The organism is Bradyrhizobium sp. (assembly GCF_016213215.1).
In the GTDB taxonomy this organism is placed as follows: domain Bacteria; phylum Pseudomonadota; class Alphaproteobacteria; order Rhizobiales; family Xanthobacteraceae; genus Bradyrhizobium.
In genome coordinates, this window is sequence record NZ_JACRAW010000154.1 from 16,842 (window position 1) to 41,097 (window position 24,256).

The 24,256-nt window shown below is 61.8% G+C and carries 19 protein-coding genes and 1 pseudogene; 13 read left to right on the forward strand and 7 right to left on the reverse strand.

From position 1 onward, the window contains the following. Nucleotides 1–23: 23 nt before the first annotated feature. Complete coding sequence (locus HY852_RS25035; RefSeq protein WP_291607594.1) at nt 24–1,634, reverse strand: MBOAT family O-acyltransferase; 1,611 nt, start codon at nt 1,632–1,634, stop codon at nt 24–26. Nucleotides 1,635–1,848: 214 nt separating this feature from the next. Between HY852_RS25035 and HY852_RS25040 the strand changes: the two genes are divergently transcribed. The 4 genes from HY852_RS25040 to HY852_RS25055 all read left to right on the forward strand — a co-directional run bounded on the left by HY852_RS25040 (nt 1,849) and on the right by HY852_RS25055 (nt 6,119). Then, entirely contained in the window at nt 1,849–2,094 is a 246-nt protein-coding gene (locus HY852_RS25040; RefSeq protein ID WP_291607595.1) for an acyl carrier protein, read from the forward strand. 18 nt (nt 2,095–2,112) lie between these two features. Further along, nucleotides 2,113–4,041, forward strand: coding sequence for an HAD family hydrolase (locus tag HY852_RS25045; RefSeq protein ID WP_291607596.1), 1,929 nt, complete (start codon nt 2,113–2,115; stop codon nt 4,039–4,041). A 68-nt stretch (nt 4,042–4,109) separates the two neighbouring features. Next, the gene (locus HY852_RS25050) at nt 4,110–4,526 is read left to right on the forward strand and encodes a VOC family protein (protein WP_291607597.1); all 417 of its coding nucleotides are present in this window, start codon (nt 4,110–4,112) and stop codon (nt 4,524–4,526) included. A 207-nt stretch (nt 4,527–4,733) separates the two neighbouring features. Further along, nucleotides 4,734–6,119, forward strand: coding sequence for a serine hydrolase (locus tag HY852_RS25055; protein ID WP_291607598.1), 1,386 nt, complete (start codon nt 4,734–4,736; stop codon nt 6,117–6,119). Nucleotides 6,120–6,352: 233 nt separating this feature from the next. Here the strand turns inward: HY852_RS25055 and pobA are convergent, their stop codons facing one another. Then, the gene (gene pobA / locus HY852_RS25060; RefSeq protein WP_291607599.1) at nt 6,353–7,525 is read right to left on the reverse strand and encodes a 4-hydroxybenzoate 3-monooxygenase; all 1,173 of its coding nucleotides are present in this window, start codon (nt 7,523–7,525) and stop codon (nt 6,353–6,355) included. 357 nt (nt 7,526–7,882) lie between these two features. Here pobA and pncB point away from each other — a divergent pair, with 357 nt between their 5' ends. Further along, nucleotides 7,883–9,187 (forward strand): nicotinate phosphoribosyltransferase, encoded by a 1,305-nt coding sequence (pncB, locus tag HY852_RS25065; protein WP_291607600.1) that lies wholly within the window; start codon nt 7,883–7,885, stop codon nt 9,185–9,187. Nucleotides 9,188–9,446: 259 nt separating this feature from the next. On the opposite strand, the gene HY852_RS25070 is transcribed toward pncB, so the two are convergent. Then, the gene (locus tag HY852_RS25070) at nt 9,447–10,289 is read right to left on the reverse strand and encodes a PEPxxWA-CTERM sorting domain-containing protein (protein ID WP_291607601.1); all 843 of its coding nucleotides are present in this window, start codon (nt 10,287–10,289) and stop codon (nt 9,447–9,449) included. Nucleotides 10,290–10,683: 394 nt separating this feature from the next. Here HY852_RS25070 and HY852_RS25075 point away from each other — a divergent pair, with 394 nt between their 5' ends. After that, on the forward strand, nt 10,684–11,664 hold the full coding sequence (locus HY852_RS25075) for a nitronate monooxygenase (protein WP_291607603.1): 981 nt from the start codon (nt 10,684–10,686) through the stop codon (nt 11,662–11,664). 36 nt (nt 11,665–11,700) lie between these two features. Here HY852_RS25075 and HY852_RS25080 read toward each other — a convergent pair whose 3' ends face one another. Next, complete coding sequence (locus HY852_RS25080; protein WP_291607651.1) at nt 11,701–12,282, reverse strand: TetR/AcrR family transcriptional regulator; 582 nt, start codon at nt 12,280–12,282, stop codon at nt 11,701–11,703. A 110-nt stretch (nt 12,283–12,392) separates the two neighbouring features. Here HY852_RS25080 and HY852_RS25085 point away from each other — a divergent pair, with 110 nt between their 5' ends. From HY852_RS25085 to HY852_RS25095, 4 genes and pseudogenes are all read left to right on the forward strand, one after another. Continuing rightward, a complete protein-coding gene (locus HY852_RS25085; RefSeq protein WP_291607604.1) occupies nt 12,393–12,671 on the forward strand; it encodes a hypothetical protein in 279 nt (92 codons plus the stop codon). 229 nt (nt 12,672–12,900) lie between these two features. Further along, the gene (locus HY852_RS25090; RefSeq protein WP_291607605.1) at nt 12,901–16,305 is read left to right on the forward strand and encodes an acyl-[ACP]--phospholipid O-acyltransferase; all 3,405 of its coding nucleotides are present in this window, start codon (nt 12,901–12,903) and stop codon (nt 16,303–16,305) included. Beyond that, nucleotides 16,298–16,474, forward strand: a pseudogene (locus tag HY852_RS28010) (esterase/lipase family protein); the annotation flags it as partial. The gene HY852_RS25090 and the pseudogene HY852_RS28010, both read left to right, overlap by 8 nt. Nucleotides 16,475–16,704: 230 nt before the next feature. After that, a complete protein-coding gene (locus HY852_RS25095) occupies nt 16,705–17,169 on the forward strand; it encodes a hypothetical protein (RefSeq protein ID WP_291607606.1) in 465 nt (154 codons plus the stop codon). Between the two features lie 345 nt (nt 17,170–17,514). On the opposite strand, the gene tcuB is transcribed toward HY852_RS25095, so the two are convergent. Both tcuB and tcuA read right to left on the reverse strand, forming a co-directional pair. After that, a complete protein-coding gene (gene tcuB / locus HY852_RS25100; protein WP_291607607.1) occupies nt 17,515–18,615 on the reverse strand; it encodes a tricarballylate utilization 4Fe-4S protein TcuB in 1,101 nt (366 codons plus the stop codon). Continuing rightward, nucleotides 18,602–19,993 carry an FAD-dependent tricarballylate dehydrogenase TcuA gene (gene tcuA, locus HY852_RS25105; RefSeq protein WP_291607608.1) on the reverse strand — a complete coding sequence of 464 codons (1,392 nt, stop codon included), beginning with the start codon at nt 19,991–19,993 and terminating at the stop codon, nt 18,602–18,604. Before tcuA ends, tcuB begins: the two co-directional genes overlap by 14 nt. Before the next feature lie 141 nt (nt 19,994–20,134). Between tcuA and HY852_RS25110 the strand changes: the two genes are divergently transcribed. Further along, complete coding sequence (locus HY852_RS25110) at nt 20,135–20,815, forward strand: GntR family transcriptional regulator (RefSeq protein ID WP_291607609.1); 681 nt, start codon at nt 20,135–20,137, stop codon at nt 20,813–20,815. Between the two features lie 40 nt (nt 20,816–20,855). Here the strand turns inward: HY852_RS25110 and HY852_RS25115 are convergent, their stop codons facing one another. Next, complete coding sequence (locus HY852_RS25115) at nt 20,856–21,743, reverse strand: NAD(P)-dependent oxidoreductase (protein ID WP_291607610.1); 888 nt, start codon at nt 21,741–21,743, stop codon at nt 20,856–20,858. Nucleotides 21,744–21,866: 123 nt separating this feature from the next. On the opposite strand from HY852_RS25115, the gene upp reads away from it, so the two are divergent. After that, a complete protein-coding gene (gene upp, locus HY852_RS25120) occupies nt 21,867–22,502 on the forward strand; it encodes a uracil phosphoribosyltransferase (RefSeq protein WP_291607611.1) in 636 nt (211 codons plus the stop codon). A gap of 152 nt (nt 22,503–22,654) precedes the next feature. Then, a complete protein-coding gene (locus HY852_RS25125; protein ID WP_291607612.1) occupies nt 22,655–24,247 on the forward strand; it encodes an AMP-binding protein in 1,593 nt (530 codons plus the stop codon). The last annotated feature ends 9 nt before the right edge of the window (nt 24,248–24,256 follow it).

The window sequence follows — 24,256 nt, forward strand, 5'->3', positions numbered from 1 at the left end:
CTGCACTGCTCCATCTCCAATGCTCAAAACTGGAAGTAGAGAAATTCCGTCGGCGCCTGAGAGAAGGTCCGCATCAGCGCGTAGGTGGCAAGACAACCGATCATAAGGCCCCATACCGACGTGGGCTGCCAGCCAGCACGGGGAATCAAACGCGCTACCCAATCCATTCGAGGCCTATGATCTAGCGCGGTCCGATAATGACGCATCCACTGCTGCGTGTTGGGCGTTCCCCACACGACAGCAAGCACCACGACAATCCAGAAGATTTGCTTAAGGTGCAGGTATTTCGACTCGATAACGGGAATTCCCAAAACCTGGCTCAAAGCGCCTAGGCCGGGCAGCTCCGTCACACCTGGCGGAAAACCAACCCCATGCGACCCCATCATGACGGACAGAAGCGCAATCGCCGAGGGCACGTCAGACGACCGGAAGAACACCAGAGCAACGACTACGCATAGAAAGGTCAGTATCGTCGCAGAAGCATTCCGGAGTTTGCTTTTGCTTTCCACCGGCCACCCGACTGCTCCCTTGATCGTCCGCCACGCACGATTGATGGTGATGTAGAGGCCGTGCAGCAAGCCAAAGATGATGAATTGCCAGCCCGCCCCATGCCACACGCCTGAAATGAACATCGTCAGAATGGTGGGCAGTGCGATCATCATTACAAAGGCACCCGGAGTTGTCCTGCTCCGCCCTCCTAAGGGTAATCCAGCCCGCAGTCGAGCTCGGGTCACGCGCAAAACGATCGGATTATACACATACGCCGTCAGAAACCGGGTCAGCGTCATATGAAATCGCGACCAGAATTCAATGATATTGCGCGCTTTGTATGGGCTATCGAAGTTCGGCGGCAGGCGGATTCCAAACATCAGCCCAAGGCCGATCGCCATGTCCGTATAGCCTGAGAAATCGAAGTAGATCTGCAGCGCATACGCAAGGGCACCGCCCCACGCATCGATGAGAGACAGCGCCGGGGTGGTGGCTTCGGCAAAGATTGGCCGGGCCACCTCGCCCAGAGGGTCCGCAATAGCGACTTTCTTGAACAGGCCCAGGACGAATAGCGTCGCTCCAATCGCGACGTTATCCAGACGCGGCCGAAACGTTTCCGAATTGCGGAATTGCGGGAGCATTTCCCGATGATGCGTTATCGGTCCCGCAATCAAATGAGGGAAGAACGTTATGAACAATGAGTAATCGACGAAGCTGTGCTCTTCTGCATTCCCGTCGTGAGCATCGGCCAGGAACGCGATCTGCTGAAACGTAAAGAACGAGATTGCGAGAGGCAGCGCGATGTTCGGCACCACCCAGTCCAAGCCAAACAGCTGGTTCGACGTCGTGACCGCAAAGCCGGAGTACTTGTAGACTCCCAGCAGCAGGATGTTGGCCGCTACCCCGGCGCCCAGAACGTATTTGCTGGGCGCGCGGGCAAGGCGTCGACCGATGAGAAAATTCGCCACCATGCTCGCCATAAGAAGCGGAACATATGGCGGATACCACCATCCGTAAAACACGAGTGACGCCGCCACCAGCCAAACGGCTGCCAGGCGGTATCGACTAGATCCTCCGACGGCAAAGAAGACAGCAAGAACAATTGGCAAAAAATAGACCAGGAATTCCTTCGAATTGAACAGCATGGAACCCTGTCTGCTTCCCCGGAACGTGTTCCCATTGACACTAGCATCGGCACGCATAGCGTTATTGAGATCCGTCAAATACCTTGAGATCTCGACGCAGATAGATGTCGCTGTTCGCGTTACTCGTGCTGTCCAAGGGGGAACGCCTCGAGCCGGCGCACAGCAACTGCAGATGGATCGTTCGATCTTGCGAGAGCCACTCACAGGTGCCTGAATGGATGCTCACCAAATAGCTCGTCAATTGACAACCGTATTCCACGACGTGATGGATCGAGATGACATCGTGCTTTCGGACACGATGTCGGCCGACGATCTGGATGAGTGGGACAGCCTGAGTCACATTCGCCTGATGGCTTCGGTCGAACGACAGTTCGGAGTGCATTTCACAAATGCCGAAATTGGCAGCCTGAAGAATGTCGGTGACCTGATAAAGCTCATTTCACAGAAGACAAACGCGTGATCGCGCACGGGGTTTGCGATGAACGTACTCGACTTCCGCCTGGAGAATTTGCCCTGGCTTGTCCCAGCGCCCGCGCATTTTCGCCAACTTTGCCGCACTCTCGAAGATTCACCGACCGCGACCGAGCGAGACATTCGTCATCTTGCCAATTATCAGCTCAATATCGATCAGCTTATTCGTCTCGCGAAACTCATTGGCTCGCTACGGCCACGGCTTGTGCGAAATGCCTCATTCGTCGATATGCGGCTGGCAATCTTGAGCGACACTACCGTCGATTACACAATACCTGCTCTGGTTGCCACAGCGGCGCGGTTTGGAGTGCTTCTGGAGGTCGTACATGGCGGATTTGGCCAAATTGCTCAGGCGATCTTCTCGCCAGACTCCATCTTGCACAAGACCGCCCCTGATGCCGTACTCATCTCGCAGGATCCGCGCGGCTTGGGGCTTCATCAATCATTCATATCTCCGAAGAGCGGCCGCGAGCGGCTTGCATCCGCCTGCGCTCAGATCGACTCGATGGTGAGGGTTATCAATGATGATCTCGGCGTTCCCGCGATTCTTCAAACTGTGCCGCCACCTCCTGAAGAGTGGTGCGGGAGCTTCGATCGCGTAGCGCAGGGATCTTCTCGACAACTCTGCGAGTCGTACAACAGATCATTGACGGAGATCGCCTCGCGAAACGGGAATCTTCTCTTTGACGCACAGCACGTCGCTGCGCTGGTTGGATATGACGCGTGGTATCGGCCCTCGCAGTGGACGAATGCCAAGCTTCCCTTTTCGCTGGATTTGGTTCCCTTGTATGCCGACCACTTGGCGAGGCTGTTGGCCGCGCTGCGCGGGAAGAGCCGCAAGTGTCTCGTACTCGATCTCGACAATACGCTGTGGGGAGGAATCGTCGGCGACGACGGTGTAGAGGGACTTCGATTGGGCAACGGCACGGCGGACGGTGAAGCTCATCTGTTGCTTCAATCGTACGCTCTTCAATGCAAAGAGCGGGGAATCATATTGGCCGTCTGCTCGAAGAATGAAATGGCAGCCGCAGTGCGGCCGTTCCGTGAGCATCCCGAGATGCTTCTCAAGGAAGACGACATCGCGGTCTTTCTCGCGAATTGGGAAGACAAGGCGTCAAACTTGGCGCAGATCGCCAAAGTACTGAATATCGGGACAGATGCCCTCGTTTTCGTCGATGACAATCCGGCGGAGCGTGAACGGGTGCGGCAGATGTTGCCGGAGGTTGCCGTTCCCGAGCTCTTTCCCGACCCGGCCTATTACGCCCGCGCATTGGGCTGTGCTGGCTATTTCGAGGCAATCGCCATCTCTGAGGAAGACAGCCTCCGTGCTGACTTCTATCGAGGCAATGCTGAACGTACAAAGGCCGTGGAGCAGCTCGGAAATCTCGACTCCTATCTCGAGTCGCTGCAAATGGTTTGCGTCATTCGGCCGTTCGACGAGATTGGTCGATCTCGGATCGCTCAACTGATCAATAAGTCGAACCAATTCAACCTCACGACGCGACGCTATACCGAGAAGCAGGTTGGCGACATCCAGGCGGACACGTCGAAATTCGCGCTCCAGATACGCCTTATTGATAAGTTCGGCGACAACGGCATGATAAGCGTTGTGATTTTCGACGTCTCTTCAGAGGTCTGGGCCTGCGATACATGGCTAATGAGTTGCCGCGTTCTTGGCCGCCGCGTGGAAACCGCAGTACTCAATGAAGTGGTTTCAGCTGCCAAATCGCACGGCGCTTTACGACTGAGGGGTCGCTACATTCCCTCGGCGAAGAACTCGATGGTCCAGGATCATTTCGGAAAGCTCGGTTTCAGCCTTCTTAAGCGCGAGGATGACGGAACAACCGTGTGGGAATTGGATATCGCAACCTACGCTGCTCCCGACGTTCCAATGCTGGTTCAGCGTGAGCTTGCTCAAACTGAACCAGCCGTCTAGCTCTCATCAAAGCGACAGCCCCTGGCGCGCTGGGTCGCTATCGCATACTGAAATTGGCAACACGCTAAATGGCCCCTTTGAAGCTTCATCATGTCGCCATTATACAGCCCACCGAGCAGGATGCTCTGCAATTCATGCACCTGCTCGGAATGGAGGAGCACTATCGCGGCTATGTCGAACAATGGAGATGTTGGTGTATCTTCGCCCAGTCGTGCAACGGATCGACCGTTGAATTTGTAGTGCCGACGGCGGGTGTACTTGCCAAGTTCAACAAGGGGGTGGGCGGTCTGCATCACATTGCGGTTGAAGTGGACAATCTCGACGCCACACGCCGTGAGCTGGAGAGTCAGGGCATGCAGCTCATAGAGCCGGAGCACGTCAAGGGCGCGGGACCGTTCTTGTGCAATTTTCTGAGTCCGATCTTCACTCGTGGGATTCAGGTTGAATTCGTACAGTCTTTGCCGCCCACCTCCTCCGATCCTTAACGTGCAGAATTGCGTCGATGAGCTGGATCACCAATACCAAATGCATCAACGCATCTGGAACCGACGCAATTGTGCGCCTGGACGTTTTGAGTTTCGTGAGGCTAGCCACCGCTGAGCAACCCTCGATAAGCACCGATTAGGTTACGTCCGGCGGCCGAACCAGCCAGCTGCTTGCGTATTCGGTCATCATTCGCGGGAAAGATGCACATGACGCTCCGAAGGACCATCTGGCTTGCTTCGGTTACTGCCATTTGCGCGGTGGCGTTTGTGGGCTACTTCGTTGATCGCGCCCTTCGCGTCGCAACGGGCCTGATCGCTCACGACGTTTGTGCAAAAGCTTTCGTATCAGGATTTGATCCACAGACTGTCTTTGCAGAGACCATGATGCGCCCTGAGATCGGCAGGTTAAGATCAGTGTCGCGACATGAGGTCGACTGGTCGATGAGGACCGTCAGCGCCTCGATGATGGGTTGGGCTGGCAGTCGAGCGGCGTTCCACGACGGACTTGGCTGCATCATTCTTCGCGGCCCTGCCGACCCTCGGCTCCCCAAGGCGGAAATTGCCAGGCTGAAGGCGGTGCAGGACCAAAGCGTAATCGCGGACAGCGGCGGCCCCTCGGTCATAGAACCATCCAATGTCAATTTGAAGAGGGCCCTTGATAACGCTTTTGCGGAGCCTTCGGCGCCACCCTATCGAAGAACCAAAGCCGTCGTTGTTTTGCTGGACGGGCAAATAGTCGCTGAGCGCTACGCGACCGGCGTCGGCATAGATACGCCATTACTCGGTTTCTCCCTGACCAAGTCGGTCGTTAGCGCGATGATCGGCATTCTGGTGCGACAAGGGCGTCTTGCGCCGTCACAAGCGGCACCTATCGCGGAATGGCAAGACGAAGGAAATCCACGCCGCTTGATTACGATCGAGCAGCTCCTGCGCATGACAAGCGGCCTTCGGGATGACGGCCGACTAGGCTTCGATGCTTCGAGCCAGATGCTCTATTTGCACCAGGACATGGCCAAGTTCGCTGCAAGTGCAGCCGTGATTGCGGCACCAGGAACGCGGTGGGCTTATAGCAGCCTGAATACGCAGCTACTGGCGCGGATCATCCGCGACAGCGTCGGCGGGCCGGAAAAGACTCTCGAATTTGCGTGGCACGAACTCTTCAACCCGCTAGGAATGCAAAATGTTATTGTGGAATTCGATGGCTCCGGAACGTTGCAGGGTTCCTCTTATATGTTCGCAAGCGCGAGGGACTGGGCACGCTTCGGGCTGCTTTATCTCAATGACGGAATGATCGGCTCCCGCCGCATTCTGCCCGAGGGTTGGGTAGAATTCTCAGCTCAGCCAACACTTGATACCGGGTATGGCGCGGGGTTTTGGACCAGCCGCGGAAACCGCGAGAGAGCCGAGAACCCTTTGAGTGCGACCACCCCACCTGACGCTTTTTACGGGCTCGGCAACCTTGGTCAGATCGTTGTGATCCTGCCTTCGCATCGACTCGTCATAGTTCGTCTTGGCGATTCCGTGGACGTGACTGTCGAGATGCGCGGCCTGACGCAATTGATCAACGAGATCATTGCCGGGATCAACCACTAGCATGCTCTGTAGTGCTGCTCACGTGAGCTGGGGACAAAGCCCGCCCAGGTTGGCGCTCGTCCTCTTGATCTCCTGCCGGGTAGGCGGAATTGCGGCAGGCATCTCAAGGCCCGGTCTCTGACCAACGTCGCCGAGCGAATATACCCCGCTTCGGCGACGTACGCCTATTCTGGCTTTATCTGGCTTCGCGGGACCCGCCGCCAAGCGGATGGGAAGCTAGCCTGCCGCACTGCTCAGAACGGCAGGCCGACGTAGTTCTCCGCCAGCACGCGCATCGCTGCTTCCGACGAGAAGACATAGGCAAGCTCGGTTGACTGCAGCTTATCCTCGTAAGGGTTGCGATCGGGGAAGCGGTGCAGCATCATCGTCATCCACCACGAGAAGCGCTGCGCTTTCCAGATGCGCGCCAGCGCCTTCTGCGAATAGCCGTCGAGGCCGGAATCATCGCCCTTCTTATAGTGCGCGACGAACGCGTGATAGAGATAGTAGATGTCGGAAGCTGCGCTGTTGAGCCCGCGCGCGCCGGTCGGCGGCACGATGTGGGCGGCGTCGCCAGCGAGGAACAGCCGGCCGTAGCGCATCGGCTCGGCGACGAAGCTGCGTAACGGTGCGATGCTCTTCTCGATCGAGGGGCCGGTCATCAGTCGTGCGGCGACGGACTCCGGCAGGCGGCGCTTGAGCTCGGCCCAGAACGCATCGTCCGACCAGTCTTCCACCTTGTCCGTCAGCGGCACCTGGATGTAGTAGCGGCTCAACACCTGCGAACGCAGCGAGCACAAGGCAAAGCCGCGCTCGTGTTTCACATAGATCAATTCCGGATTCACCGGCTTGGTCCGCGACAGCACCCCGAGCCAGCCGAACGGATAGACCTTCTCGTATTCGCGCAATACGTCCTTCGGAATCGACTTGCGGCTGACGCCGTGGAAGCCGTCGGCGCCGATGACGTATTCGCAATCGACGCGGATGGTCTCCTCGCCGCTGCGATAGGTGACGTACGGCTTGTCGGTGTTGATGTCGTAAGGTGTGACGTCCTCGGCATTGTGGACCACCTTGCCGCCGAGCTTGTCCCGCGCTTCGTAGAGATCGCGGGTCAGCTCGGTCTGGCCATAGACCAGCACCGAATTGCCGCCGGAATATTTGTGGAGATCGACGCGGTCGAGCACGCCGTCATGGGCGATCTCGAAACCATCGTGGATCTCGCCCTCGCGGTCCATGCGCTCGCCGCACTGCGCTTCCCGCATCAGCTTGGCGAAGCCGTGCTCGAGAACGCCGGCGCGGATGCGCGAGAGCACGTGTTCCCGGCTGTACTTTTCCAGCACGATCGTCTCGATGCCCTGCAGATGCAGGAGCTGCGAAAGCATGAGCCCGGAGGGCCCCCCGCCGATGATACAGACCTGAACCTTCATTCTTTGCGTCCTCCTTTAGGACGACCGTTAAGTGATTTTACCGCCGGATCGCATGGATGGATGCAGCATTATCTTGCACAATTCCACCACGGGAACAGCCCAAGACCACCGGCCAGCCGGCCGGCGCGGTATTATGCATTGCAAAATCATCACTTTCCGGCGGCGGACCAACGGACGCACGAATTCTCCCCCTGATTGTGCGATAAATTACGAACTCGTAGTAATTGAGGAACGCGGCGACTTGATCACGGGCCGCAGCGGAAGATATGTCCGGGTTCCAAACCCCTTGTCCGCGCGTCGATTGGCTGCGCCGGGGAAGCACTGGTTGCGCCGCTGGCGGCGCGGTAGAGTTACGTTATGACCGTTACAGATATTGCGAGCAGGACCTACAACCACAGCTGGCGGCTCGATCCGATCGTGCGCAGCCTGCTCGACACTGACTTCTACAAGCTCTTGATGCTGCAGATGATTCGGGAGTTCTACCCGAACCAGCGAGTCACCTTTTCGGTCATCAATCGCTCGCGCCATGTTCGCCTTGCCGAGATCATCGACGAAGGCGAATTGCGGGCCCAGCTCGACCATGCCCGCACCATCCGCTTCACCAAAAAGGAACTGATCTGGCTTGCCGGTAACACCTTCTACGGCAAGACCCACATGTTCTCGGCCGATTTCATCCGCTGGCTCGCCGAGTTCCGCCTGCCCGAATACGAGCTGCGCAAGGTGGACGGCCAACATGAGCTGCATTTCCACGGGCCGTGGATGGAGACCACGATGTGGGAGATCCCCGCGCTCGCCATCCTCAACGAATTGCGCTCGCGCGCAGTGATGAAGGAACACGCGCGCTTCGCGCTCGACGTGCTCTATGCGCGCGCCAAGGCCAAGCTGTGGACCAAGGTCGAACGCTTGCGCAGGCTCGAGGGCCTGCGGCTTTCCGACTTCGGCACGCGCCGCCGGCACGGCTTCTTGTGGCAGCGCTGGTGCGTCGAAGCCGTGAAGGAGGGCCTCGGCCCCTCGTTCATCGGCACGTCCAACGTGCTGATGGCGATGGACAACGATCTCGAGGCCATCGGCACCAACGCCCACGAGCTGCCGATGGTGGCGGCGGCGCTCGCCAACGATGACGAAGAGCTGCGCTGGGCGCCCTATCGCATTCTTGACCAGTGGCGCCAGAGCTATGGCGGCAATCTTCTGATCGCGCTGCCGGACGCCTTCGGCACGAAGCCGTTCCTGCGCGATGCGCCCGAATGGGTGGCGGACTGGACCGGCTTCCGTCCCGACAGCGCCCCGCCGATCCAGGCCGGAGAAGACATCATCAAATGGTGGAAGCAGAAGGGCCGCAATCCCAAGGAGAAGCTGCTCGTCTTCTCCGACGCCATGGACGTCGACTCGATCGAAGAGACCTATCGCCACTTTGCCGGGCGCGTAAGGCTCAGCTTCGGCTGGGGCACCAACCTGACGAACGACTTCATCGGCTGCTCGCCCGACGGCTCGGTCGATCTCAACCCGATCTCGATCGTCTGCAAAGTGTCCTCGGTCGACGGGCGGCCGGCGGTCAAGCTGTCGGACAACCCGGAAAAGGCGACCGGCATTCCCTCCGAGATCGAGCGTTACCTGCGCGTGTTCGGCGATGCCGGCCGCGTCCGTAAAGCGGTGCATGTGTGAGGCAGTGCGGCCCCGCGCTCTAACTGACCAGGGCATTGACGCGCCAGAGGGCACGCGCGGCGCGGACAGCTTGGCAAATCGACGTAGCGCGATGGCCACCAACAATTGGATGCATTGTCGTCCACCGAACTGTCCGTTGTTCTGCCAAAGGCGTCGATCAATACGGTCGCAAGGCCGCGGGTTGCGATGTCGGGGGCACGAAAGCAAAAGCCGCCCCGAGAGAGGCGGCTTTTGTGTGGTTCTTGTTGTCTGCCGAAAATTAAGCTGCTCCGAGCGTCATCTTATTCTTCCGCCGGTAAGCGATGAAGCCGAGGCCGGCGAAGCCGAGGAGCATCATGGCCCAGGTGCCCGGCTCCGGCACTGGTGTGATATTGAACGTGCCACTGCCGCTCACGCCGTCGATCGAGTACGTCCCCACAAACTTGAACGGAGTTCCCGGATATGCCGCGAGTGCATCGATCTCTGCCTGTTGGTCGGCAAGCGAGCAGCCAACACAATATGCGGGAAACGAGTTGCCTGAACCGCGACCGAAGATTGCATCGACAAGCTGCGTGTTGGGACCGCTCTTAATCCATGTATCGTCACTACCGCCCAGTTGACCGTCCGCTCCGTACAGCACGCCGACATAGCCGGTGCCGTAGTCGTACTCGCCGGCGGCATAGCCAAACTTAAGCGCATTGGACGCGTCGGTGCTGTAGGCATTGAGCGCCATATTCGAGATCGAGAATTTGGTGCCGTCCGAACCGACAATGCTCACCGCAAAGTGCATGCGCGTGCCATGTTCAAGGGCGTAATCAGGGCCGAACACGTTTCCTGGATCCACCTTGCCCATCCATGACGGGAAGCCGGTCACGATGCCTTGTGCTGCAGTAATGTTTGAATTCGGTACGAACGCCGCCGGTCCGGAGCCGGTGGCAATCCCGCCATTCATCATGCCGGCAACCGCATTTGCCTCAGCACCGGCAAACCAGGCCGAGCTGAAGCCATTGGGGGCGAGCCACGGCACGACATTGATAACGATGTCGGCCTTGGCGGCTGTAGAAAGCACAGCGAGGAGGGCCGACGCCAGCGCCACCGATTTAAGCTTCATTTCAATCTCCATTTACTTTCTCTTAACCTACAAAATGCTCGCCTCATTCTCAACCAAAGGTTTGTCCGTGCAATCGATAATCGCTTGCAAGAGATCCATGTTGCAGTTGCAAGATGAAAACCATGAGCACCATAGGCGACGTTCAACGTAGCGTGTTGCGCAACTGACGATGTAGCGGACGACCAAAAGCCACCTTGTCTTCGCGCAGCCCGGCGGGATTGGAGACCCGGCTCCGGTCACAGGAGCCCTGCCCTTCAATGGTGCCGCGACATGAATGAAATCGGCCTGACGACGCCCGCGGCGGGCTAGCTCAATCGTTCTCTTATTGAGAAAGCACCGATCGCTAAAATCCATTGGTACAGCAACTTCGCCGGTGGCTTGATGGTCTAGTCCAGGGACCAGCCCCATGCCCACCATCTCGAACCGGCTCACGCGAACGCTCAACATCGAGCACCCGATTCTTTCCGCGCCGATGGCCTTCGCCAGCGGCGGCGCGCTGGCCGCGGCTGTCAGCGCCGCAGGCGGACTTGGCTTGATCGGCGGCGGCTATGGTGATTCGACGTGGCTGGACCAAGAATTCGACCTCGCCGCGGGGCAGCGCGTCGGCGTCGGCTTCATCACCTGGTCACTGCGCAAGTCGCCGTCATTGCTCACCGAGGTGCTGAAACGCCGCCCGGCGGCGGTGATGTTGTCGTTCGGCGACCCGCGTCCTTTCGTCGAGGAGATCCGCGGCGCGGGCGCGCTGGTGATCTGCCAATGCCAGAACGTCGATCACATCTGGGACGCGATTGACGTCGGCGCTGACATTGTTGTCGCACAGGGCGCGGAAGCGGGTGGTCACGGTTCACTTCGCGGCACGCTGCCCTTCGTTCCGGAGGCCGCTGACCTGCTCGCCGCCCATTCGCCGAAATCCATGCTGCTCGCAGCAGGCGGCATCGCCGACGGGCGCGGCCTTGCCGCAGCCTTGATGCTGGGCGCGGACGGCGTTCTCGTCGGGACGCGGTTGTGGGCATCGTCGGATGCACTTGTGCACCGGCGGCACCAGGAAGCGATCGTCGAAGCCAACGGCGACGGAACGATCCGAACGACGGTCGTGGACATTGCCCGTCAAATTCCGTGGCCTCGCGGCTTCACGGCGCGCGTTCGCCGCAACGCCTTTGTGCAGCGTTGGCACGGTCGCGAGAACGAGCTCGAACAGAATGCCGCCATCGAAGGGCCTCGCTACCGGCAAGCTTTCGCCGAAGGCGATCCGGACAACACCGGCGTCTGGTTTGGCGAGGCCGCCGGTCTGATCGGCGCGATCGAACCGGCCTCCGTCATCGTCAAGCGAATGGCGGCGGATGCGGCCGACCTGCTTGCCGGCCATGCGGGAACGACTCTTGCCTGATGACCTCCGGTCGTTTCGCCTTCTCGTGACGCGCCCTCAGGCCTTGCGCGGCACCGCCCGTTGAACGGGGATGATGCCGAGCCCGGCGAGATGGGTATCGACGAACTGCGCAAGCTGCTGGCGCAGGCTGTCCGGCGGCACGGCCACCATGCGCTCCTCCAGGCCGAGCGAGATGATGCCATGCACCGCCGAGAACAGCATGCGCGACAACAGCGCGACCTCTGTCTCGTCGTGATCGGGCATTAGGTGGAGCAGCGGCGCGTGCATCAGGGCGAAGGCCTGCATGACCATGCGCAGGATGTCCTCGGGAAACGGCCGGTCGTCCTCCATCCGGTGTTCGAACAATGACCGCAGCAGGTTGGCGTGCTCGGTGGCGAAGCCGAGATAGGCCGCGGCCAGCCCGTGCAACTGGCGGATCGGATCGTCCGTGGACACCGCGGCGAGGCGCTCGGTCAGCGCCTGAACCGTCTCCCGGTTCACGGTCAGGATCAGACCGTCGAAGTCCCCGAACTCGTTATAGACGCTCCCGATGGAGCAGTCGGCGGCCTCGGCCACGTCCCGAACCTTCAATGCTCTCAAGCCCTTAGCCGCAATGATCCAGCGCGTGGTCTCGAGCATCAGGACCCGCCTCTTGCCCTTCTTTCGTTCACGCAGAGATTCTTCTTGAACATTGTTCATTTTTGCGCTATCCGTGTTGAACATTGTTCAAATAACCGGAGGCCACCGAAATGGCAATGCTTGTTTCTCACATCGCAACCACCTTTGCCGAGGACGCCGCGGCGCTCGTCACAGGTTTTGGCCGGGTCCTGCTTCACCTCGCCATGGCCCCGATCGAACGCATCGCCAATGCCTGCGACGTCGCCGGCGTGCTTTCCGAACGACGCGCGGCATTGCGGATGTGGCGCACTTCTCACGCCATACGCCTCTCAACTCCGCGTTCGGCGCGCCGGCGCGGCGGCCTTTTCCGCTGCCTCACCCCCTTCCGCTTCCTCTCTGATCTGACCTGAAGGTTGGCCTCGTGCAGCCTGCCCTCCCCGGCCAAACCATTTGCAGCCTTCATGAGACTAACGGAAGGCCGGCCGATCGAGGAAGCCAGGACCGAGACATTGCTGAGCGCCGACAGAGACTGAGGCTGCGCACGTTAATACCTCGTTGTGCATTCCACGCGTCCCGCCTTGCATTCCCGGGCGACGGGACAGGACATTCAAACTTGAATTGACAGACACAGGACCAGCCATGATCAAGGAGTTGCTGTCGTCACGCCGTTTCGCCCCGCTGTTCGGGGCGCAATTCTTCTCGGCCCTGAACGACAACGTACTGAAGAACGCGCTCGTCATCATCCTGCTCTATGGCGCCGCGGCCGGGCACGGAGATGCGCTGGTGACGTTCGCGGGCGCGGTGTTCATCTTCCCCTTCTTCATCCTGTCGGGGCTCGGAGGCGAGCTTGCCGACAAATACGTCAAGTCGGTGGTGGCAAGGCGCCTCAAGTTCGCCGAGATCTTCGCTGCCGGCTTTGCTGCGGCGGGCTTCTTTCTGCACTCGGTGCCTCTGCTGTTCGCCGCGCTGGCCCTGTTCGGGATCATCGCCGCCCTGTTCGGTCCGGTGAAATACGCGATGCTGCCCGACCAGCTCACGGTCGGCGAACTCGCGACCGGCAACGCGCTGGTGGAGGGCGCGACCTTCATGGCGATCCTGCTCGGCACCATCGCCGGCGGCCAATTCGTGGCCGACTCCGCCCATATGGGCTGGGTCTCTTCCGCCGTCGTCGTGCTCGCCCTGTTGTCGTGGGCCTTCGCTGCGCAGATTCCGCAGACGGCGCCTTCCGCGCCCGAGCTCAACATCACGACCAATCCGTGGACCTCGACCCTTGGACTATTAAAGACGCTCTATGCCGACGCGCGCCTGTGGGACGGCATGGTGATCGTGTCCTGGTTCTGGCTGGTCGGCGCCGTCGTGCTGTCGTTGCTGCCCGCGCTGGTGAAGGACGTCGTCGGCGGCACCGAGGGCGTGGTGACGCTGTGCCTTGGCGTCTTTGCGATCGGCATTGCCGCGGGCTCGCTGTTCGCGGCGCATCTCAGCCATGTGCGCCCCAATCTGGCGCTGGTGCCGATCGGCGCGATCATCATGGGCTTCGTCGGCCTCGACCTCGCCTGGGCCGTCGGCGTGACGACGCGCGGGACAGAGATCTCGCCGCTCGGCTTTGCGACCTCCGTCGGGGGCCTGCGGATGCTGGTCGACTTCGCCCTGTTCGCGGTCGGCGGCGGCCTGTTCGTCGTGCCGTCCTTCGCCGCGGTGCAGGCCTGGTCGGCGCCGTCCGAGCGCGCCCGCGTTATCGCCGCCGGCAACGTGCTGCAGGCGGCCTTTATGGTCGCCGGCTCGCTGTTCGTCGCATTGCTGCAGGCCGCCGGTCTGCCGATCGCCTGGATCTTCTTCGGCCTCGGGGTTTTGAGCTTCGGCGCGGTCTGGTTCGTGCTGAGCAAATGGGGCAAGGAGGGCGTGCGCGATTTTGGCGCGCTCTTGTTCCGCGCCCTCTTCCGCACCGAGGTCCGGGGTCTGGAGAACCTGCCGCCCGCCGGCACGCGCATGCTGATTGCGCCCAACCATGTCAGCCTGATCGATGGCCCGCTGTTGCACGCCGTGCTGCCGATCGACGCCAGCTTTGCCGTCGATACGGGGATCGCCAAGGCATGGTGGGCGAAGCCCTTCCTCAGGATAATCCGGCACTACACCATGGATCCGACAAAGCCGCTGGCCGCGCGCGATCTGATCAAGCTGGTATCGGCCGGCGAGCCGGTGGTGATCTTCCCCGAAGGGCGCATCACGGTCTCCGGCTCACTGATGAAGGTCTATGACGGCACCGCGATGATAGCGGACAAGGCTGATGCGGTCGTCGTTCCCGTGCGCATCGAAGGCGCGCAGCGCTCCTATCTGAGCTACTTGAAGAACGGCGAGATCAAGCGCTCGTGGTTTCCAAAGGTGACGATCTCGATCCTGCCGCCGGTGAAGCTCGAGGTCGACGGCAGCCTGAAGGGCAAGCAGCGCCGCAATGCCGCCGGCGCCGCGCTCCAGGACGTCATGATCGACGCAATCGTCAAGACCGCGATGCTCGACCAGACGCTGTTCCAGGCGCTCGCTCACGCCTATCGCGACCGCGACACCGGCAAGGTCGTGATCGAGGACGCGCTCGGCACCAAGCTCACCTATCGCAAGCTGATCGCCGGCGCGCAGGTGCTGAGCCGAAAGCTCGAGACCGGCACGGCGATCGACGAGAATATCGGCGTGCTGCTGCCGAACTCGGCGGGCGTTGCCGTCGTCTTCATGGCGCTGCAGAACATCGGACGGGTGCCGGCGATGCTGAATTTCTCGGCCGGCGCGGTCAACGTACTGGCGGCGATGAAGGCGGCGCAGGTCAAGACGGTGCTGACCTCGCAAGCGTTCATCGAGAAGGGCAAGCTCGACAAGCTCATTGCCGCGATCTCCACAGAGGCGAACATCGTCTATCTCGAGGACATCCGTGCTTCCGTCGGCCTTCTCGACAAGGTGCGCGGCTTTGCCGCCGGAACGACGCCGGGCGTCGCCCGCAATGCCAACGATCCCGCCGTCATCCTGTTCACCTCGGGCTCCGAAGGCACGCCCAAGGGCGTCGTGCTGTCCCACCGCAACATCCTCGCCAATGCGGCCCAGGCGCTGGCGCGGGTCGACGCCAATGCCAACGACAAGGTGTTCAACGTGCTGCCGGTCTTCCATTCGTTCGGATTGACGGGCGGGATGATGATGCCGCTGCTCGCGGGCATTCCGATCTTCATGTACCCCTCGCCCCTGCACTACCGGATCGTGCCGGAATTGATCTACCAGACCGGCGCCACGATCCTGTTCGGCACCGATACGTTCCTGACCGGCTATGCCCGGTCGGCGCACGCCTACGACTTCCGTACCCTGCGCCTGGTGCTTGCCGGCGCGGAAGCGGTGAAGGACCGCACGCGACAGGTCTATATGGATCGCTACGGCATTCGCATCCTCGAAGGCTACGGCGTGACCGAGACCGCTCCCGTGCTGGCGATGAACACGCCGATGGCGAACCGTCCGGGCACCGTGGGACGGCTGTCGCCGCTGATGGAATACCGGCTCGATCCGGTCCCCGGCATCGACGAAGGCGGCCGACTGTCGGTGCGTGGCCCCAACGTCATGCTCGGCTACCTGCGCGCGGAAAATCCGGGCGTGCTGGAGCCGCTGCCGGACGGCTGGCATGACACCGGCGACATCGTGGCGATCGACAGCGCAGGCTTCATCGCCATTAAGGGCCGCGCCAAGCGCTTTGCCAAGATCGCCGGCGAGATGGTGTCGCTCTCCGCGGTGGAGGCAATGGCCGCAACGCTGTGGCCGCAGGCGATGTCGGTCGCCGTCTCGATCCCCGATCAGCGCAAGGGCGAGCGCATCGTGCTGCTGACGACGCAGAAGGATGCGGATCGCAGCGCCATGCAGCGCCAAGCCAAGACGACCGGCGCCTCCGAACTCGCCGTTCCCGCCGCGATCCAGGTGGTCGACAACGTGCCGTTGCTCGGCTCGGGCAAGACCGACTACGTGGCTGCGACGGCGCTGGCGCGCGAGCTTGCGCCGGGCCCGGAGCTGGAGGTTGCCTGAAGCCGGCAACCCGGCCTTCCTTGACTCAAGGGCCGCGCGACCGCCCGGAGTGGTCCTGCTTCACGGCATCGCGCGGACCTCACGATCGCTCCGGAAACTCGAACGAGCGCTGCAGGCATCCGGCTTTGCAACGCTGAACCTCAATTATCCCAGCCGCAGCAAACCCATCGAGGTGCATCTACTTGCACCATAGTTGACCGGACGGGCCACACTTAGCCCCCAGCCCCGCGGCCCGGGCGCGGTCCCTCAGCCCCCTTTGCGTGAGGGCCGTGCTTCGGCCGAATGCGACCGCGCGGACATTTGCCGGCTTTCGCGCGCCTGGACACCCCCTCGGGTTCTTTCGACGCTCAGCGGTGGGTTCCATTAGCGGCAAGGACGCAAACCTGCGTGCTGGATTGATTGCTGAAGTTCCTTCTCGAAACAAAAATTGATCCCGCCCTCCCTACAAGTGGCTTGATTTTCCTCCCCCTTGCTAATCGCGCCGAGTTCTACCGCTGGAGCGCTCAAATGACGAAGCGGATTTCGTCGATCACGTTTGCCGCTTCCCTTGCCACGCTCTCATCTATCGGGATGCAAACTGCGCAGGCGAAGCAGCAATGCCGTGCCGAGATGCCATCAGGTCCGCACGGGCAGTGGTGGTCCTACCGTCTCATCGATGGCCGAAAGTGCTGGTACGAAGGCAAGCCTATGCTTTCGAAAGCCTTGTTGGAGTGGCCCCAGCGAACATCAGCACAGCCGGATTCCGGTGGAAAAATCATGATCGCCAAAGAGAAGCCGGGAAATGCATCGGACGCACAAGCGTGGGCACCGCAGGACAATGATACTTTCGAAGCGCGATGGCGTGCCAGGGTTAGAGCGGATTAGATATCGATCTGAATGTCGCTGACCTCGAACGCGACGACGCCGAAGGCCGAAGGGTGCCTGCGACTGATTCATTGGATTGTCCGGATGAGAGTCGCCGTTGATCTTCATTGCGTGCGCGGCCGGCGGTGAACAGACGGCATGGCGGCGGTTGCGCAACTTCCGTTCACAGCTCACGGCTGGTGACCTCATGGATCGTTAAACCACAGCTGCAATTCGAAGCTAACGGGCATGCGCACCATCGCCGAGTTCGTCGCGAGCCCGGAGATCCTCGATGCCGCAGCCGCTTGATGCCGCATTCTTCCGAGCCAACCAACCCGATAGCGCCTCGTGCCAGGTAGCTTGAGGCTAGCCCGCCTGCCTGCGTTCCTGCGCATAGCGCACCAGCGCGGCGAAGCGGTAGATGCCGTGTACGAACTTGCCGTAGGGCAGTGTGATAAACAGCGCAAACACCGCACCCAGGTGGAGGGCAAGCAGCGGACCCATGGCGACAGTCTCGCGCAGGATGAGCAGGACGAGGCCGGTGATGCCGACGAGAAACAGCATGGCGACGAAGCCGACATCCATGCCGTAGCTTGTCTCATCGAGCAGCACGGGATCGCGCCGCCACTTCGCGATGACGAGACCGATCGGACCGATCACGAGCCCGATGCCCCCCACCGTCCCGAGCAACACCGGAAGATCCCACCACGCGTAGGGCGCCTCGCGGCCAAACAGATAGTGATAGAGTGTGGCGACGCAGGTCGCGGCAAAGCACAACAGGAAGCCGTGGAAGGTCATGTGGTGGAAGAACTTCCGCCGGTCGGTGGGTCGATCATCCTCGTTGTAGCAGCCGACGCCGCCGCCATCGAGGTAACGCAATTTGCCGGCATCGCGAACAGCCTGCCAGAGCGAGGCGCCGTCGGCGCGCATCCCGATCGGCGCGCCAATATCGCGCCAGAACGCGCGCACGCTCATCGCGAGCGCGACGATCGCATAAAGAAACGCGAAGCCGAACACAACCACCATCGCATTGTGGGGCATCAGCCTATAGAAGGCGCCGGGACCGGTGTGGATGGCCAGCAGCATCTGCCGGTCATTGAAAGCGGCAAAGCCGAGGATGAAGACCGCCATACTCAGCGCGGCGATAATGCTGATGATCAGGCCGTTTCGCGCGAACAGACCGGATAACGCCATCGGCCAGGCATAGGCCGCGTAGGATTGCGCACGGGCGACTGCCAGGGTCTTCGGCACATTGACGTTGAACTCATGTGGCGGCGAGAACTGGCAATCGACATAACAGGCGCCGCAGGCATGGCAGAGGTTGGCGAGATAGTTGAGGTCGCCGTCGGAGAAGGCACGGCGCATCTCCATGGCGGGGAACACCGCGCACAGACCTTCACAATAGCGGCAGGAATTGCACACCGTCATCAGGCGGTCGGCTTCGTCGAGAATCCTAGTTTCGTGCATTTTTCGCCGCTTCCCGTCCCGCGATGCGCCCGAATACACTGCCGATGGTCATGCCGATGCCGGCTGCATAGCCCTTGCCCAGCACGTTGCCCGCCATGATCTCGCCGGCGGCGAACATGTTGGCCGACGGCGCGCCGTCCTTCATCAGCATGCGCGCCTCCTTGTTCACGCGGGTGCCGAGATAGGTGAAGGTGATGCCGGGTCTGACCGGATAGGCGTAGTAAGGCGGCGTCTCGATCCGCCGCGCCCAGTGCGTCTTCGGCGGTGTGATGCCTTCCGTGCGGCAATCGTCGAGAATGGTATGATCGAAGGTGCCGGGCCTCACCGCCGCGTTGAAACCGGCAACCGTCTTCTCCAGCACGGCCGGATCGAGCTCGAGCTTGCCGGCGAGCTCCTTGATCGTGCCCGCCTGGATCGGGGGGTAGAGCGAAGGCATGAAGCTCGTCAGCACGGTCGAGTCGAAGATGATGTAGGCAATCTGCCCCGGCTGGCCGGCGACCAGCCGGCCCCAGATCGCATAGCGCTTGGGCCAGATGTCCTCGCCCTCGTCGTAGAAGCGTAATGCGCCCTTGTTGACGACGATGCCGAACACGACGCAGTCGAGCCGCGTGATGATGCCACCGTCGAATTTCGGCGCGCGGGCATCGATCGCCACCGCATGGCACTGGGTGGGATCGCCGACCTCCTGCACGCCCTTCTCCAGCAGCATCTTCAGGATAGAGCCGCGGTTATACGGCGTGCCGCGGATCAGGAAGTTGTCGGCCGCCTCGCCCCAATGCTGCTTCAGCCAATCGATGTTGGCCTCGAAGCCGCCGGCCGCTGCGACTAGCGTCGCCGCGCTGATGTCGGTCGGGCCGTTGATCGGGCGCTTCAGCCTGGCCGAGACGAACATGCCATCCCGGATGTCGAGGTCGATCACCTCGGCGTCATAGTGAATCTCCACGCCGAGATCTTCCGCCGTCAGGTACAGCGCGTTCAGCATCGCCCTGCCGCCGCCGAGGAAGAAGGAATTGGTGCGTCCCAGGCTAAGCGTGCCGCCAAGCGATGGCTGCCAGCGCACGCCCTGCTCGACGATCCAGTTCAGGATGTCCTTGGACTCCCTGATCATGAAGCGGGCGAGCTCTTCGTCGGTCTCGCCGCCGGTGACGCGCGAAAGGTCTTCCCAGAATTCGTCTTCGGTATAGGGGCCGGTCAGGATCTCGGTCGCGGCATCATGGGCGCAGCGCATGTTGCGGGTGTGGCGGGTGTTACCGCCCCGGTAAAACTTCGGGGCGCCTTCCAGCACCAGCACCGACGCACCGGCTCGCCGGGCGCTGATCGCCGCGCACAGCGCCGCATTGCCTCCTCCGATCACCAGCACGTCGTATTTTCGATCCATCGCTATGTCCGATTGCGGACGGGTTCGAGCTTGCTGTAGCCCTCGCACGTCCGCCCTTCGTTTGCGTACTATTGTATACAATGATATACATTGTTCGTGTCAAGCACCCCTTGCCTGCGTGTCGGCCCATGGAAAGGCGGAATGTCGAAGCGACCTGCGAAAGCCATTGGATCCATCGAACGCAACGGCGGCCTTGCTTTGGGCGAGGCCGTATTCCGCTCGCTATGCGACGCTCTGCAGGCCGGCACCTATCGCGCCGGCGACCGCCTGCGCGAGGAAGAGGTCGCCCAGCGCCTGAAGGTCAGCCGCACCCCGGTTCGCGAGGCATTCGGGCGGCTGGCGGCGCGTGGTTTCGTCGAGCCCGCGGGCGGGCGCGGGCTGATCGTCCGCAACCTCGACACCGGCGAGGTGCTCGAGCTTTACGCCATGCGGGAAATCCTGGAGGGCGCCGCCGCGCGCCTTGCCGCCGAGCATGCCTCCCGGCCCGAGATCGACGCGTTGCGCGATCTGGACGAGGCGTTCGATACCCGGCACGCCGACGCGGCCGAGATGGCGCGGCTCAACCGCGCCTTCCACGAAACCATCGTCCGCGCCGCGCGCAATCGCTATCTGGACAACGCGTTGAGGGAACTTCAGGACTGGATCTCGCTCCTCGGCGCCACCACATTCAGCGTGGCGGACCGCCCCTCGAGCAGCCGGAAGGAGCACCAAGGCATCGTCAACGCGATCGCGGCTCATGACCCCGACAAGGCGGAGAAGCTGGCGCGGGCCCATATCAGGGAAGCGCTGCGCTGCCGCCTGAAGCTGCTGCAGAAGCAGTAGGGCCGGGCGAAACTGTCAAACCACGCCTCGATGCTGTCCGCTAGGACGATCTGGATGGATCGACGAGCCTGGCGATAACGGGAAAGTAGGCGTCCCCCATTCCCTTGCCGATCGCCTCCTCGAAGATGGTGCGGACAAGTGCCGCGCCGCGCGCGTTGATGCCAGCCTCCCCCGCTAGTTCGAGCGCGTAAGTGAGATCCTTCAGCGCATATTCGGTCGAGAAGGCGCGCAGCGGAAACTCGTCCGGCACGATTGCCTTCATGCCATGGTTGCGGAGCGCGAAACTGTCCGCCGACCCCTTGGCCAGCGTCTCCAGCAGCAGTTTTGGATCGACACCGCTGTGCCTTGCGATGGCCGTTGCCTCCGCGAGCGCATTGACCGTCTCGAACAGCACCATGTTGTTGAGGATCTTGGTCACCTGCCCCGCCCCTGTGCCGCCGCATAGGGTGACTTCAGTGGCAAAATGCCGGATCAGCGGCTCGACTTTCGCGAACTGCTCGGGTGATGCGCCGACCATCACGCTGAGCGTGCCGTCCTGCGCGGCCTGGCGGGTACGTGCGATCGGCGCATCGATCCACAGCGCCCCGCGTTCGGCAAGCCGCTGTGCCAGCGCACGCGTGAGCCCGACTTCCGAAGTGCCGAGATCGATCACGGTCTGGCCGCGCCCGACCGAGTTGAGAATGCCCGTTTCGCCCTCGAAGACCATCATGACGTGCCGGGCGCTGGGCAGGCAGAGAAACACGGTTTCGCTGCCGCTCACCGCCTCGGCCACCGAGCTGGCGGTCTTGGCGCCTTCCGCCGCAAGTCGCCCCAAAGGTTCCTGCGAAAGATCGAACGCAACGATCGTCCGCCCGCTCTTGCGCAGCAGGTTGCGGCAAATCGGCTCGCCCATGACGCCGAGCCCAATGAATCCGATCGCCCCCGACATGTCGTATACTCCCTGAAGCTCGTGACAGGCGTGCTGCTCTGTAGCGTTGGTCGCTGCGGCGCAAACAGTAGCCGCTTGCAGCGACCTGGCGCAATTCCCTCGAAACAAGTAGAGCGGTCAACGATGACAGCCGACGGCGTAAATCTGATCACTCATCCCCTCGTCCAGCACAAGCTCTCGCTGATGCGGGAGAAGGACCGATCCATCAAGGGCTTTCGGGAACTCCTGAACGAAATCGGCATGCTTCTGTGTTATGAGGTCACGCGCGATCTGCCACTCGAGCTCGTCGATATCGAAACGCCGCTCGCGCCGATGAAAGGGCCGAAGATCGCGGGCAAGAAGCTGACCTTTGCTCCGATCCTGCGCGCCGGCGTTGGCTTCCTCGACGGCATGCTGGCGCTGGTGCCTTCCGCACGCGTTGCGCATATCGGGCTCTACCGCGACCCTGAAACGCTTCAGGCGATCGAGTACTACTTCAAGGCGCCGCAGGATCTGTCGGACCGCCTGGTGGTGCTGATGGATCCGATGCTGGCGACGGGAAACTCGGCCTGCGCGGCCGCAACGTTGTTGAAGTCGCGCGGCGCCCGCGACATCCGCTTTGTCTGCCTGCTGGCCGCCCCCGAGGGCATCAGCCGGTTCCAGCATCAACATGCCGACATCCCGATCTGGACGGCCGCGATCGACGAGCGCCTGAACGATCACGGCTATATCGTCCCGGGACTCGGCGATGCCGGTGACCGGATGTTCGGCACGAAGTAGCGAGCTCTGTCGCCGCCATCGGCCCGGTGAACCGATATTCCCCGACCCGGAAAGTTCGGGGCGATCCTGGCGCCGACGAGGCAGGCTCGGCATTGCAGAGTTGCGCGAAGCCGCCATAATCGTCTGCTGCCCAAGTCTAGCATCGTGCCGCCATGAGCAATCACCATAGATCTCTCCAATCCGTCATCGAGATCGACCGATATTCGGAGCCCGCCTTTATCTTCGACGGCGAACGGGTTTCGCGCGCGGCGTTCAAGGAAAGTATCGACCAGGCTGCCGCCTGGCTGGCGGCACACGGGATCGACAAAGGTGACGTGATCGCGGTCTGGCTGGTCAATCGCCTGGAATGGATCGCGCTGCTGTTTGCCGCCGGCCGCATCGGAGCCATCGTCGCCGCCGTCAACACGCGCTACCGCAGCGCCGAAGTCGGTCATCTCCTCCGCCTCTCCGGCGCAAGAATGCTGTTCATGGAGGCCCATTTCCGCTCGATCGATTTCGCCGAGATTCTCGCCGGCATCGACGAGGCGGAGGTTCCCGATCTCGAGAGGCTCGTCGTGATCGGCACGGGAAACGCGTCGGCTCGCTGGCCCTGCGTGCGCTTCGACGCGTTCGAACAAAGCTATCCAGCACCGCCAGCGCCGATCGAAGAGTTCGACCTGCCCGTGCTGCTGTACACCACCTCCGGCACCACCAAAGGGCCGAAGCTGGTGGCGCATTCGCAGGCAACGCTCACCGCGCACGCCCGCTCGGTTGCAAAGGCGCTGGCGCTGGCGCCGGACCGGCATTCGCTGCTCGCGATGTTGCCGTTCTGCGGCACCTTCGGCCTCACCGCCGCGCTCGCCTTCCTGGCCGCGGGCGTGACCGTGCATGTCCTCGACGCGTTCGAAGCAACGCCCGCGCTGCAAATCCTCCAGGACAAGAGGATCACGCACAGCTTCGGCTCCGACGAGATGTTTCGCCGCATCCTTGCGCTGACCGACGAGCCGCGTCCGTTCCCGCAGGCGTTAGTATTCGGCTTTGCCGCTTTCCAGCCAGGCTGGCGCGAGTTTGCGGCGGTCGCCGAGGCGCGCGGGCTGCCGTTCTTCGGGCTCTATGGCTCGAGCGAGGTGCAGGCGCTGTTCTCGATCGGTCGCACCGATGTTTCCTTCGCCGACCGCATCGAATGCGGCGGCTGGCCGATGTCCCCGCAAGCCATCGTGCGCGTGCGCAACACCGAGACCGGCGAACTCGTCGAGCCTGGCGTCTCGGGGGAACTCGAGATCAGCGCGCCATCGCGATTTCTCGGCTACTTCCACAATAAGCAGGCGACAAAGGACGCGATCATGGCGGACGGTTTCTTCCGCACCGGCGACATCGGCCGGCTGCGTGGCGACGGTTCGTTCATCTATGAGACCCGCGCCGGGGACGCCATGCGGCTTGGCGGTTTTCTCGTCAGTCCGGGCGAGATCGAGGACGAACTGAAGGTGTGCGCGGGCGTTGCGGACGCGCAGGTGGTCGCCGTCGATCTCGACGGCCAGTCGCGCTGCGCGGCCTTCATCATTCCCGAACCCGACGCGGCGCCGAGCGAACCGACGCTGGTGTCCCGCCTGCGCGAGCGCCTGGCAGGCTACAAAATTCCGGCACGTATCTTCTCCATCGATTCTTTCCCGGTCACCGACAGCGCCAACGGCGTGAAGATCCAGCGCGCAAGGCTTCGCAACATGGCGATGGAGAAGATCGCAGCGGAGCGGACCGCCCCCCGTTAGCGCGTGCGC